The 11,612-nt window shown below is 64.4% G+C and carries 16 protein-coding genes; all 16 read left to right on the top strand.

Features of this window, described 5'->3' with window-relative positions; genetic code table 11:
* The first annotated feature begins 137 nt into the window (after positions 1–137).
* The 16 genes from napF to FE240_RS09850 all read left to right on the top strand — a co-directional run bounded on the left by napF (position 138) and on the right by FE240_RS09850 (position 11,562).
* Complete coding sequence (napF, locus tag FE240_RS09925; RefSeq protein WP_264293140.1) at positions 138–575, top strand: ferredoxin-type protein NapF; 438 nt, start codon at positions 138–140, stop codon at positions 573–575.
* Positions 575–853 (top strand): chaperone NapD, encoded by a 279-nt coding sequence (locus FE240_RS09920; protein WP_042044802.1) that lies wholly within the window; start codon positions 575–577, stop codon positions 851–853. Before napF ends, FE240_RS09920 begins: the two co-directional genes overlap by 1 nt.
* Positions 850–3,339 carry a nitrate reductase catalytic subunit NapA gene (gene napA / locus FE240_RS09915; protein WP_042044803.1) on the top strand — a complete coding sequence of 830 codons (2,490 nt, stop codon included), beginning with the start codon at positions 850–852 and terminating at the stop codon, positions 3,337–3,339. The genes FE240_RS09920 and napA overlap by 4 nt, the downstream gene beginning before the upstream one ends.
* Positions 3,340–3,358: 19 nt before the next feature.
* Complete coding sequence (gene napG, locus FE240_RS09910) at positions 3,359–4,099, top strand: ferredoxin-type protein NapG (RefSeq protein ID WP_193000617.1); 741 nt, start codon at positions 3,359–3,361, stop codon at positions 4,097–4,099.
* Entirely contained in the window at positions 4,096–4,995 is a 900-nt protein-coding gene (gene napH / locus FE240_RS09905) for a quinol dehydrogenase ferredoxin subunit NapH (RefSeq protein WP_226798782.1), read from the top strand. The genes napG and napH overlap by 4 nt, the downstream gene beginning before the upstream one ends.
* Complete coding sequence (locus FE240_RS09900; RefSeq protein WP_042044805.1) at positions 4,992–5,450, top strand: nitrate reductase cytochrome c-type subunit; 459 nt, start codon at positions 4,992–4,994, stop codon at positions 5,448–5,450. Before napH ends, FE240_RS09900 begins: the two co-directional genes overlap by 4 nt.
* A gap of 13 nt (positions 5,451–5,463) precedes the next feature.
* Positions 5,464–6,054 (top strand): cytochrome c3 family protein, encoded by a 591-nt coding sequence (locus tag FE240_RS09895; RefSeq protein WP_193000615.1) that lies wholly within the window; start codon positions 5,464–5,466, stop codon positions 6,052–6,054.
* 215 nt (positions 6,055–6,269) lie between these two features.
* Positions 6,270–6,791 (top strand): molybdenum cofactor biosynthesis protein B, encoded by a 522-nt coding sequence (gene moaB / locus FE240_RS09890; protein ID WP_193000613.1) that lies wholly within the window; start codon positions 6,270–6,272, stop codon positions 6,789–6,791.
* Positions 6,788–7,303: a cyclic pyranopterin monophosphate synthase MoaC gene (gene moaC / locus FE240_RS09885; protein ID WP_042044810.1), complete on the top strand. Its 516-nt coding sequence runs from the start codon at positions 6,788–6,790 to the stop codon at positions 7,301–7,303. Before moaB ends, moaC begins: the two co-directional genes overlap by 4 nt.
* A complete protein-coding gene (gene moaD, locus FE240_RS09880; protein ID WP_042044811.1) occupies positions 7,300–7,545 on the top strand; it encodes a molybdopterin synthase sulfur carrier subunit in 246 nt (81 codons plus the stop codon). The genes moaC and moaD overlap by 4 nt, the downstream gene beginning before the upstream one ends.
* A 2-nt stretch (positions 7,546–7,547) precedes the next feature.
* Positions 7,548–8,006 carry a molybdopterin synthase catalytic subunit MoaE gene (moaE, locus tag FE240_RS09875; protein WP_193004517.1) on the top strand — a complete coding sequence of 153 codons (459 nt, stop codon included), beginning with the start codon at positions 7,548–7,550 and terminating at the stop codon, positions 8,004–8,006.
* A 30-nt stretch (positions 8,007–8,036) separates the two neighbouring features.
* Positions 8,037–8,759 carry a molybdate ABC transporter substrate-binding protein gene (modA, locus tag FE240_RS09870; protein WP_042044813.1) on the top strand — a complete coding sequence of 241 codons (723 nt, stop codon included), beginning with the start codon at positions 8,037–8,039 and terminating at the stop codon, positions 8,757–8,759.
* A 3-nt stretch (positions 8,760–8,762) separates the two neighbouring features.
* Positions 8,763–9,449, top strand: coding sequence for a molybdate ABC transporter permease subunit (gene modB, locus FE240_RS09865; protein ID WP_193000611.1), 687 nt, complete (start codon positions 8,763–8,765; stop codon positions 9,447–9,449).
* Complete coding sequence (gene modC / locus FE240_RS09860; protein ID WP_193000609.1) at positions 9,443–10,495, top strand: molybdenum ABC transporter ATP-binding protein; 1,053 nt, start codon at positions 9,443–9,445, stop codon at positions 10,493–10,495. Before modB ends, modC begins: the two co-directional genes overlap by 7 nt.
* Positions 10,495–11,283 (top strand): alpha/beta fold hydrolase, encoded by a 789-nt coding sequence (locus FE240_RS09855; protein WP_193000607.1) that lies wholly within the window; start codon positions 10,495–10,497, stop codon positions 11,281–11,283. The genes modC and FE240_RS09855 overlap by 1 nt, the downstream gene beginning before the upstream one ends.
* A 27-nt stretch (positions 11,284–11,310) precedes the next feature.
* A complete protein-coding gene (locus FE240_RS09850) occupies positions 11,311–11,562 on the top strand; it encodes a hypothetical protein (protein WP_193000605.1) in 252 nt (83 codons plus the stop codon).
* Positions 11,563–11,612: the final 50 nt, after the last annotated feature.

Here is an 11,612-nt window from a genome sequence, read left to right as displayed (position 1 = left end):
AATATGTGCATCCAGAAGCACAATTTCTGTCCCCTCAGGGGACACATTGGGGCCAGTGAGGAAGAGTCATGTCACAGGGAGTCGATCCAACCCGACGTGCATTGCTGCGCGGACGATTTCGACCACAGGCAAAGGTATTGCCCCTGCCATGGGCGCTGCCGTGGACACAATTTAGCGCCGGCTGCACGCGTTGTGATGGCTGCATCAAGGCCTGCCCCGAACAGATCATCGTGCGGGGCGAGGGGGGATTCCCCACCCTGGATTTCACCCGTGGTGAATGCACGTTCTGTGGCCAGTGCGTTGATGCCTGCAATGAGCCTCTTTTTCTCCCCCGCACTCTCTCTCCCTGGTCGCTTAAAGCCCATATAGGTAGCGGTTGCCTCGCCTTTGGCAAGGTATTCTGCCAATCCTGCCAGGATGCCTGCGAGCTGCGCGCCATCCGTTTTCGACCCGTGGCGGGCGGCATTCCCACTCCGAGTATTGAACCTGCCGACTGCACCGGATGCGGTGCCTGTGTGGCGGGTTGTCCGACCCAGGCCATTACGGTGGCCGATCCCCGTGAGGAGCGACCCTGATGACTCAGGAGAAGCACGACGAATACCACGTCTCCAGTCTGCTGGTGCTGACCCAACCCACCCGACGTCATGAGGTGGCCGGTCAAGTGGCTACACTGGTGGGTGCCGAGGTGCACGCCGTCAGTGACGAGGGCAAGCTGGTGGTAACCCTGGAGGGGGCCCGCCAGAGGGAGATCATTGAAGCCATCGATGCGATCAACGCCATACCAGGTGTGATTTCGGCGGCCCTGATCTACCACCAATTTGACGAACAAAAACCATGTGAGGATCTGTCATGAAGCTGAGCCGACGTGACTTTATGAAGGCCAATGCGGTGGCGGCAGCCGCTGCTGCGGCCGGGATCAGTGCCCCGAGTCTGGCGGCCAACCTGATCACCAGCACCGACAAGACCGCCATCAAGTGGGACAAGGCGCCGTGCCGCTTCTGCGGCACCGGTTGCTCGGTGCTTGTGGGCACCCAGGAGGGTCGCGTCGTCGCCACCCAGGGCGATCCGGATGCCCCGGTCAACCGTGGCCTCAACTGCATCAAGGGGTACTTTCTCTCCAAGATCATGTACGGCCAGGATCGCCTGACCCAACCCATGCTGCGGATGAAGAACGGCCAGTATGATAAGGAAGGGGAGTTCGCCCCCATCAGCTGGGATCAGGCCTTCGACATCATGGCCGAGAAGTTCAAGGCCACCCTGAAAGAGAAGGGGCCGACCGCAGTGGGCATGTTCGGCTCGGGTCAGTGGACCGTGTGGGAAGGCTATGCCGCCGCCAAGCTGTTCAAGGCGGGCCTGCGCACCAACAACCTCGATCCCAACGCCCGTCACTGCATGGCCTCGGCCGTGGTCGGCTTCATGCGCACCTTCGGTATGGATGAGCCCATGGGCTGCTACGACGATATCGAGCAGGCCGATGCCTTCGTGCTGTGGGGCTCCAACATGGCCGAGATGCACCCCATCCTCTGGTCGCGTATCTCCGATCGCCGCCTCTCCAACCCGAACGTGCAAGTGCACGTACTCTCGACCTTTGAGCACCGCAGCTTCGAGCTGGCCGATAACGCCCTGGTCTTCACCCCGCAAAGTGATTTGGCGATCCTCAACTACATCGCCAACTACATCATCAAGAACGACAAGGTGAACTGGGACTTCGTCAACAAGCACACCCAGTTCAAGAAAGGGGTCACCGACATCGGCTATGGCCTGCGTCCGACCCACCCCTTGCAGCAAAAGGCCAAGAATCCCGACAGCGGCGACTCCACTCCGATGACGTTTGAGGAGTTTGCCAAGTTTGTGGCCGACTACGACGTCGAGAAGGTCTCCAAGCTCTCCGGCGTGCCGGTCGATCGGCTCGAGAAACTGGCCAAAATCTATGCCGACCCGAATGCCAAGGTGGTCTCCTACTGGACCATGGGCTTTAACCAGCACACCCGCGGCGTCTGGGCCAACAACCTCTGCTACAACATCCACCTGCTGACCGGCAAGATCTCCCAGCCGGGATCTGGCCCCTTCTCCCTGACCGGCCAGCCGTCGGCCTGCGGCACCGCCCGCGAAGTGGGCACCTTTGCCCACCGCCTGCCGGCCGACATGGTGGTGACTGACCCTGCCCATCGCGCCATCGCCGAGAAGCTGTGGCAACTGCCCGAGGGAACCATCCCCGAGCAGGTGGGCTATCACGCCGTGCTGCAAGATCGCATGCTCAAAGATGGCAAGCTCAATGCCTACTGGGTGATGTGCAACAACAACATGCAGGCCGGCCCCAATATCAATGAGGAGCGTCTGCCTGGCTATCGCGATCCGCGTAACTTCATCGTGGTCTCCGACCCTTACCCGACCGTGACCGCTCAGGCGGCCGACCTGATCCTGCCCACCGCCATGTGGGTGGAGAAGGAAGGGGCGTACGGCAACGCCGAGCGTCGCACCCAGTTCTGGCATCAGCAGGTGAAGGCGCCGGGCGAGGCGAAATCGGATCTGTGGCAGCTGATGGAGTTCGCCAAGCGTTTCACCGTGGAAGAGGTGTGGCCGGCCGAGCTTATCGCCAAGAATCCTGCGCTCAAGGGCAAGACCCTGTTTGACGTGCTCTACGCCAACGGCGTGGTCAACAAGTTCAAGAAAGAGGAGTGCAAGGGGGCGCTGAACGAAGAGTCCGAACACTTCGGCTTCTACGTGCAAAAGGGCCTGTTCGAGGAGTACGCCAGCTTCGGCCGTGGTCATGGTCACGATCTGGCGCCGTTCGATCAGTACCATGAGGCGCGCGGCCTGCGCTGGCCCGTGGTGGACGGCAAAGAGACCCTGTGGCGCTATCGCGAAGGGTATGACCCCTACGTCAAGAGTGGTGAAGAGGTGCGCTTCTATGGCCGCCCCGATGGTAAGGCGATCATCTTCGCGCTGCCCTACGAGCCGGCGGCCGAAGAGCCGGATGCCGAGTTCGACTTGTGGCTCTCCACCGGTCGCGTACTCGAGCACTGGCACACCGGCACCATGACCCGCCGCGTGCCCGAGCTGTACCGCTCCTTCCCCGATGCGGTGTTGTTCATGCACCCGGACGACGCCAAGGCGCGCAATCTGCGTCGTGGTGATGAGGTGAAGGTGATCTCCCGCCGTGGCGAGGTGAAGACTCGCATCGAGACCCGTGGCCGTAACAAGCCGCCCAAGGGATTGGTGTTCATGCCCTTCTTCGACGCCAGTCAGCTGGTCAACAAGGTCACCCTGGATGCCACCGATCCGCTCTCGAAAGAGACGGATTTCAAGAAGTGTGCCGTCAAGGTGATGAAGGCCTGAGCATGAGGAGAGCAGTGGCATGAGCAGAGCGGTCAGTCGGCGACAGTTTCTCGGTGAGATGGCCAAAGGGGCATGCGGGGTGGGGCTGCTTGGCCTTGGCCTCGGCGCCCTGGCACGCCAGCAGGCCGAGGCATTGCCGGCCCAGGCTCTGCGCCCGCCCGGAGCTCTGATCGAGGATGAGTTTCTCGGTGCCTGCGTGCGCTGTGGTCTCTGTGTCGAGGCCTGCCCGTATGACACCCTGAAACTCGCCCGCTGGTTCGAGCCGGTGACCACGGGCACCCCTTGGTTTTCGGCCCGCAAGGTGCCGTGCGAGATGTGTGACGACATTCCCTGCGTGGTCGCCTGTCCGAGCGGAGCCCTCGATCCGGCTCTGACCGAGATCGACGACGCGCGCATGGGGGTGGCGGTGCTCATCGACCACGAGACCTGCCTCAACGCGCTCGGTTTGCGCTGCGATGTCTGCTATCGGGTCTGCCCGCTCATCGATCAGGCGATCACCCTCGATCTGCAGCACAACGCCCGTACCGGCAAGCACGCCATCTTTTTGCCCACGGTGCACAGCGATGTCTGCACCGGCTGCGGCAAGTGCGAGCATGCCTGCGTGCTGGAAGAGGCGGCCATCAAGGTGTTGCCGCGTCAGCTGGCCAAAGGGGAGCTGGGGCATCACTACCGGCTCGGTTGGGAAGAGAAAGCCAAGGCGGGCAAGGCGCTGATCGATGAGCCGCTGACCCTGCCCGTACGCAAACCGGAGGGGTTATGAGCAAGGCCATGAGTAAAGCCAGCCGCATTCCCGGCCGCGAAGCGAGCCAGAAGCTGGGGTGGTGGCATGCCCACCGTTTCCTGCTGCTGCGGCGTTTGACCCAGCTGTCGGTGATGGGCTTGTTCCTGCTGGGGCCACTGGCCGGGATCTGGGTGCTCAAAGGCAATCTGTCGAGCTCTGAGCTGCTCGGTGCGGTGCCGCTCACCGATCCCCTGGTGCTGCTACAGACCCTGGCCACCGGCCACTGGCCACTGAATGCGCTGCTCATCGGCAGCGCCATCGTGTTGCTGGGGTACTGGCTGGTCGGGGGGCGGGTGTTCTGCTCCTGGGTCTGCCCGGTGAACCTCATCACCGATGCGGCCGCCTGGCTGCGGATGCGCCTTGGCCTGCGTGCCGGCAGTACGCTCTCCCGGGCGACCCGCTACTGGCTGCTGGCCATGGTGCTGGTGCTGCCAGTGGCGACGGGGTTGCTGGTGTGGGAGTGGGTCAACCCGGTTCCGCTTGTGCTGCGTGGCTTGCTGTTTGGCATGGGGGCGGGGTGGACGCTGTTGCTGGCGCTGCTGCTGTTCGATCTGTTCGTGGTGGAGCGGGGCTGGTGTGGCCACCTCTGTCCGGTGGGGGCCTTCTGGGCCCTGGTCAACCGGGTTGGATTTATCAAGATCTCTGCCAGCGGCCGCGACCGCTGCAGCAACTGTATGGACTGTTATGCCGTCTGCCCCGAGCGGCCGATCCTCAAAGGGCCGGTACATGGTGCCAGACGCGGGCATGGGCCGCTCATCGCCGCCCAGGAGTGCCTCAACTGCGGCCGCTGCATCGATGTGTGCGCGGAGCAGGTTTTCACCCTTTCGGTCGGATTTGCCGTCAAGGCAGACAACATGTCGGAGAAACAACAATGAAAAAGCTGATTGGAGCAATGCTGGCCTGCCTGCTGGCGGGGGGGCTGATGGCTGCTGAAACCCCGGATTTCAATACCGATACCGGTGGACTCAAGTCGGAGCGGGGCATCACGGATCTGGGTAGCGAGGATAATCCTGCGCCGCTCAAGAATTTTCGTAAGGATGGTGACGCCTATGCGCGTCAGTACATGCACCAGCCGCCGATGATCCCCCATGACACCCGCAACTATGAGGTCGACAGCAAGGTCAACAAGTGCCTGGCCTGCCACAGCTTTAAGAACGCCGCCGCCATGAAGGCCCCCAAGATCAGCCCGACCCATTTTGAAACCCGTGACGGCGTGACCCTGGGCGAGGTCTCCCCGCGCCGTTACTTCTGCCTGCAGTGCCACGTGCCCCAGGTGGATGCCAAGCCGCTGGTGGATAACACCTTTAAGCCGGTCGAATCCCTGAACTGAGGAGCCTGAAACGATGAAACTGCCCGGTTTTGTTCAGCGATTGTGGGTGACCTTCAAATCTCCCTCCAAGGCGGCGCTGTGGGTGATCCTGCTGCTTGGCTTCTTTGGTGGTGTCATCTTCTGGGGGGGCTTTAACACCGCCATGGAGGCCTCCAACACCGAGGCCTTCTGCACCGGTTGCCACGAAATGCGTGACAACGTGTTCCAGGAGTACCGCGACACCATCCACTATGCCAACCGCTCCGGTGTGCGCGCCAGTTGCCCGGATTGCCACGTGCCCCATGAGTGGACCTACAAGATCATCCGCAAGGTGCAGGCCTCCAAGGAGTTGTGGGGCAAGCTCACCGGCAAGGTGGACACCCGCGAGAAGTTCGAATCGCATCGGCGCGAGATGGCCGAGCGGGAGTGGAAGCGGATGAAGGACACCGACTCGCGCGAGTGCCGCAACTGCCACAACTTCGAGTACATGGACTTCTCCTTGCAAGGGCAGCGGGCGGCCAAGATGCATGCCACCAATCTGGCCAATGGTCAGAGCACCTGCATCGACTGCCATAAGGGGATTGCCCACCAGTTGCCGGAGATGTCCGGCGTGCCTGGGTTCTAACGCGCAGCGCACTGTGTCACCACAGAGGGCGACGGGTAACCGGCGCCCTCTGTTTTTGTGAGTCATAACAGACAGATAAGATACCTGTTGTGACAGACACTTAGGGATAGGTCTGATACACTTTCGCGGCCCCGCCGCCATGAGCCAGTGGCCAAGGCAGGGCTTGTCCGTATTCATTTCTCCGGGAGCAAACCGGATCTCAGTAAGGAGCCGCCATGGCCAGGTGTGCCGCGCCCTTTCGCCCTCTCTCTATCGCCGTGCTGACGGTGACCGATTCCCGTACCCTGGAGCAAGACAGCTCCGGAGACTATCTGGCTGACGTCGTGCACGCTGCCGGCCATCGTCTGGCCGAGCGGGCCCTGCTACCGAACGATCGCTACCGGCTGCGCGCCCTGGTGTCGGCCTGGATCGCCGATCCCGCCATCGAGGCGGTCGTCATCAACGGCGGCACCGGTTTTTATGACCACAACCAGACACCGGAGGCGATCGCCGTGCTGTTCGATCGCCCGGTCGAGGGGTTTGGCGAGCTGTTTCGCCACCTCTCGTTTGCCGAGCTCGGCTCGGCCAGCGTGCAAAGCCGCGCCATTGCGGGGATGGCCAATCGCACGGCCATCTTCTGTCTGCCGGGCTCGACCGGCGCCTGCCGTCTCGGTTGGGAGCAGCTGATTGCCCCCCAGCTCGACGCCTCGACCCGTCCCTGCAACTTCGTGAGCCACCTAGGCAAGGAGTCTCAATGAGTGCCGAACTGACCCACCTCAACGCCCGTGGCGAAGCCCACATGGTGGACGTCACCACCAAGGCCGTGACCGAGCGCGAAGCCCGCGCCGAGGCCTTCATCGCCATGGCGCCAGCGACCCTGGCACTGATCCTCTCGGGGGAACACCATAAGGGCGATGTGTTCGCGACCGCCCGCATCGCCGGGGTCATGGCGGCCAAGAAAACCGCCGATCTCATCCCCCTGTGCCACCCGCTGGCGCTGACCAAGGTCGAGGTGGAGATCACTCCCGAGCCGGCCCACAGCCGGGTTCGTATCGAAACCCTGTGCAAGCTCGCGGGCAAGACCGGGGTCGAGATGGAGGCGCTGACCGCGGCGTCGGTGACGGCGCTGACCATCTATGACATGTGCAAGGCGGTGCAAAAGGACATGGTCATCGGCCCGGTGCGGCTGCTGGAAAAGCGGGGCGGCAAGTCCGGCCACTTCCAGGCGGATATGAACCCCGATCAACACAATGCAGGAGAGGCCTCATGATCCAGGTGCTGTTTTTTGCTCAGGTGCGCGAGCTGGTGGGGTGTGACGCGCTGGCCATGCCAGATGAGTACACCAGCGCCGAGGCGCTGCGCGCCGCACTGGCCGAGCGCGGCGACAAGTGGGCGCTTGCCCTTGAGCCCGGCAAGCTGCTGGTGGCGGTCAACCAGACCCTGGTGCCGCTCGATACCCCCATCAAGGGGGGCGATGAGGTGGCCTTCTTCCCGCCGGTGACGGGGGGATGAGCATGGAGCCCCTCATCGTGGTGCAGCGCGAGGATTTCAGCCTCGCCGCCGAATATGAGCGCCTGGCCGCGCGCCGTGACAGCGGCGCCATCGTCACGTTTGTGGGCAAGGTGCGCGACTTCAACCAGGGGGAGCAGGTGGCCGGCTTGTCGCTGGAGCACTACCCCGGCATGACCGAGAAGGCGCTGGCCGCCATCGTGCGCGAGGCCGAAGTGCGCTGGCCACTGCAAGCGTGCACCCTGATCCACCGGGTGGGCGATCTGCTGCTCGGGGATCAAATTGTGCTGGTGGCGGTCAGCTCGGCCCACCGCGAGGCGGCTTTCGCCGCTTGCCACTTCATCATGGATTACTTGAAAACCCGGGCCCCTTTCTGGAAGCGTGAGCTCAGCCACGACGGTCGTCGTTACTGGGTCGAGGCCAAAGAGAGCGACAACGAGGCCGCCGCCCGCTGGCAGGAGTAGCCCTGTGTGGGCGTGAAGGAGAGAAAACGCATGGGACGTCGATATGGATGGGGGCTGGCCCTGCTGCTGGTGATGCCGGCGGTACAGGCCGACGACATCAAGGTGGCGGTGGCGGCCAACTTCAAGGGCACCCTTGGCAAGATTGCCGAGGCGTTCCAGGCCGAGACCGGCCACTCGGTCACCATCAGCTCGGCCGCCACTGGTGTGCTCTACACCCAGATCCGCCACGGCGCGCCGTTCGATCTCTTTCTCTCGGCCGATGCGGCCACGCCGCAAAAGCTGGAAAAAGAGGGTAAGGGGCTGGGGCGCTTTACCTATGCCTACGGCAAGCTGGGACTGTGGCGCAGGGGAGGGCCGGCCCCCGACGAGGCGGCCCTGCGCGCCTGGCGCGGCAATCTGGCCATCGCCAATGCCCGCACTGCCCCCTATGGGGCCGCCGCCATGGCCACCTTGGCGCACCTTAAGATCGCCCCCCAACAGTTTCGGGTGCTGACCGGCAGCAACATCGGCCAGACCTGGCAGTTTGTCGAGAGCGGCAACGCCGAGTATGGCTTCGTCGCCTGGGCCAATCTGGTCGAGGCGGGCAAGAGTGCCGAGGCGTGGGAGGTGCCTGCGGCCTTCTACCCCCCCATCGAGCAGCAGGGGGTGGTGCTCAAGCCGGGCCCGGCGACCGAGGCGCTGGTGGCCTGGTTACAAGGTGAGAAGGGTCATGCCCTCATCGCCGCCGCCGGTTACGGCCTGCCGGCCCGCTGACACATGCCCAGCGCTGCCGATCTGCTCGCCATCGGGCTGACATTGAAACTCGCCGCCTGTACCACCGGGCTCTTGCTGCTGCTCTCGCCACCGCTTGCTTGGTGGCTGGCGCGCAGCCGTCACTGGGCCCGCCCCGTGGTGGAGGCGCTGGTGGCGCTGCCACTGGTGTTGCCGCCCACCGTGCTGGGCTTTTACCTGCTGCTCGCCTTCTCGCCTGACACCGGTCTTGGGCAGGGGTGGCAGCGCCTGTTTGACAGCCAGCTGGCGTTTAGCTTCAGCGGGCTGCTCATCGCCTCGCTCATCTATTCGCTCCCCTTCGTGGTGCAGCCGCTCACCTCGGCCTTCGTCAATCTGGGGGATCGCGAGCTGGAAGCCGCCGCCACTCTGGGGCTCGGCCCGGTCGAGCGCTTCATGCGCATCGTGCTGCCGATGACGCTACCGAGTTTTGTGATGGCGGCAGCACTGGGGTTTGCCCACACCCTGGGAGAATTTGGCGTGGTACTGATGATAGGCGGCAACATACCGGGGGAGACCCAGGTGCTCTCCATTGCCCTGTTTGATCACGTCGAGGCGCAAGATTACGGCAACGCCCACCTGCTGGCGGCCGGTCTGCTCGGCGTGGCCATGACGGTGCTCGTTCTGGTGTATGGCGTGTTGCAGCGCCGCCAGCGGAGGCTGCTGGCATGCTGAGTCTCTCGCTGCAACGCCACTTTGGCAGTTGGGATCTCGACTGCTCCCTCGTCTGGCGCGGGGAGGGGATCTGCGGCCTGTTCGGCCCCTCCGGCAGCGGCAAGAGCACCTTGCTGCGCGCCATCGCCGGACTGGATCGGCGCGCGGGCGATCGCCTCACCTGGCGCGGGGCCGAGCTGGGCCCGCTTCCCCCTGAGCGGCGCGCCATCGGTCTGGTGTTTCAGGATGCGCGCCTGTTTAGCCATCTGACGGTGCGCGGCAACCTGCTGCTGGCCGCCGGCAAGGGGCGTGGCCGCTGGCCGATGGAGGCGCTGGCCGAGCGCCTTGGCTTTCGCGAGCTGCTGGATAAGCCGGCGCCGGCCCTCTCCGGCGGTCAGCGCCAGCGGGTGGCCCTGGCTCGGGCGCTGCTTGCCGAGCCGACCCTGCTGCTGCTCGATGAGCCCTTCTCGGCCCTCGATCGGCGCAGCCGCTTGCACCTTATCCACGAGCTGCAACAGCTGCAACGCGAGAGCGATCTGCCCATGCTCTATGTGACTCACGCCATGGAGGAGGTGAGCATGCTGTGCGACGAGCTGATCCTGATCGAGGAGGGGCGGGCGCTGGCGCAAGGGGGGCCGGATGCGCTGTTTGCCAGGCTCGATCTGCCGCTCGCGGCGCGCGACGATGGCGGGGTGATCCTCTGTGCCACGCTCAAACACTGGTGCCCAGAGGAGCAGATGGCCGAGCTCGATGTCGATGGCCAGTCCCTGTTTGTCACCATGCCGCTGCCCCCGGATGCGCCCGGCCCTGTACGCATCAAGGTGGCGGCGCGCGACGTGGTGATCGCCACCCGCCCCATCGAGGGCTCGAGCCTCTCCAACTGCCTCACGACCCGACTGCGCGAGGAGCGCGAGGGGCTGCCGGGTCAGAGCCTGTTGCAGCTCGGCCTCGGCCAGCAGATACTGCTGGCGCGGATCACCCGCCGCTCGAGCCTGCGACTGGCGCTCGAGGGCGGGCAGGAACTCTTTGCCTATATCAAGGCCGTCAGTCTGTTGGGGGAGGCGTAATGCGCCGCAAACGCAAGGAGAGCCGGGTCAAGGGGCTCTATCAGCGCAGCGCGGGGGAGGGCCCGCTGCTGCTGTTTTTGCACGGGCTCGGTTCATCGAGCCTCGATTGGCAGGCTCAGCTTGAGTACTTTTCGCCTCACTACCGGGCGGTGGCACTCGATCTGCGCGGTCACGGTCTGAACGTGCAGGAGGGGGCGCTCGATGTCCCCTCACTGGCCGATGATGTGGTGCATTGGCTTGACGATCAGCCGGGGCAGGTGGTCATCGTCGGCCTCTCGCTGGGGGCCATGGTGGCGCTCGAGGTGGCGCTGGCGCGCCCCTCGCGCATCGAAGGCATGATGCTGATCAATGGCTTTGCCGAGTTTTCCCTCGACAATGAGGCCGATCGGGCGCGTTTTGCCCAGCGCCTCAAGTGGTTGCGCTGGGTCGGCATGTGGCCGCTCGCTTGGTGGCTCGGGCGCGAGCTGTTTCCCCTGCCCGAGCAGGGGGCGCTGCGTCACACCTTCCGCCAGCGTTTTCGGCGCAACCGCAAGCGGGTCTACCGGGCGCTGCTCGAGGCGCTGCCCGGTTGGAGCGTGCGGGCGCGCCTCTCCGGCCTGACCATGCCGGTGGCGCTGGTGTCGAGCACGGTGGATTACCTGCCGCTGGCCAGCCGGGTGGCGCAGTTTGCCTCCTTGCCCGATGGCCGGATCTTCACCCCCGAGGGGCGCCATGCCTGGCCAGCGGAAGATCCGGCGGCCTGCAACCAGCTGCTGGAGCGGTTTCTGACCGACATCCACTACTACTGATGAGACGATGAGGGAGTCAAAACGGCGATGAACGAGCGTCTGTTGACCGGCGTGCTGGTCCTGACCCTGGGGGCCTGCGCCCAGCAGAGTGTGGCCCTGCATCAACAGGGGGGCAGCACCCGGCTGGCCATGAATGAGGGCCCCGTGCTGGATCTTGGGGCGCACTGCGACGGCGGGGTGAAGGTGCAGGCGCACAGCACCCCGGCCGACGGCCTGCTCACCCTGGTGAGCCTTGGCCAATATCACCCTTCCCCCGAGGTGCAGTGCCGCGAGCGCTGAGCCTGCCCCAGCAACGAAGAGCCCGGCGATGCCGGGCTCTTTTTTTGCTC

The sequence above is a fragment of the Aeromonas simiae genome, from assembly GCF_014892695.1.
In the GTDB taxonomy this organism is placed as follows: Bacteria; Pseudomonadota; Gammaproteobacteria; order Enterobacterales; family Aeromonadaceae; genus Aeromonas; species Aeromonas simiae.
This window is presented reverse-complemented; position numbering and strand designations above follow the sequence as displayed.

Coding starts and splice junctions, on each gene's coding strand:
- FE240_RS09920 (WP_042044802.1), top strand. CDS start 575: ATGACTCAGGAGAAGCACGACGAATACCACGTCTCCAGTCTGCTGGTG.
- napA (WP_042044803.1), top strand. CDS start 850: ATGAAGCTGAGCCGACGTGACTTTATGAAGGCCAATGCGGTGGCGGCA.
- napG (WP_193000617.1), top strand. CDS start 3,359: ATGAGCAGAGCGGTCAGTCGGCGACAGTTTCTCGGTGAGATGGCCAAA.
- napH (WP_226798782.1), top strand. CDS start 4,096: ATGAGCAAGGCCATGAGTAAAGCCAGCCGCATTCCCGGCCGCGAAGCG.
- FE240_RS09900 (WP_042044805.1), top strand. CDS start 4,992: ATGAAAAAGCTGATTGGAGCAATGCTGGCCTGCCTGCTGGCGGGGGGG.
- FE240_RS09895 (WP_193000615.1), top strand. CDS start 5,464: ATGAAACTGCCCGGTTTTGTTCAGCGATTGTGGGTGACCTTCAAATCT.
- moaB (WP_193000613.1), top strand. CDS start 6,270: ATGGCCAGGTGTGCCGCGCCCTTTCGCCCTCTCTCTATCGCCGTGCTG.
- moaC (WP_042044810.1), top strand. CDS start 6,788: ATGAGTGCCGAACTGACCCACCTCAACGCCCGTGGCGAAGCCCACATG.
- moaD (WP_042044811.1), top strand. CDS start 7,300: ATGATCCAGGTGCTGTTTTTTGCTCAGGTGCGCGAGCTGGTGGGGTGT.
- moaE (WP_193004517.1), top strand. CDS start 7,548: ATGGAGCCCCTCATCGTGGTGCAGCGCGAGGATTTCAGCCTCGCCGCC.
- modA (WP_042044813.1), top strand. CDS start 8,037: ATGGGACGTCGATATGGATGGGGGCTGGCCCTGCTGCTGGTGATGCCG.
- modB (WP_193000611.1), top strand. CDS start 8,763: ATGCCCAGCGCTGCCGATCTGCTCGCCATCGGGCTGACATTGAAACTC.
- modC (WP_193000609.1), top strand. CDS start 9,443: ATGCTGAGTCTCTCGCTGCAACGCCACTTTGGCAGTTGGGATCTCGAC.
- FE240_RS09855 (WP_193000607.1), top strand. CDS start 10,495: ATGCGCCGCAAACGCAAGGAGAGCCGGGTCAAGGGGCTCTATCAGCGC.
- FE240_RS09850 (WP_193000605.1), top strand. CDS start 11,311: ATGAACGAGCGTCTGTTGACCGGCGTGCTGGTCCTGACCCTGGGGGCC.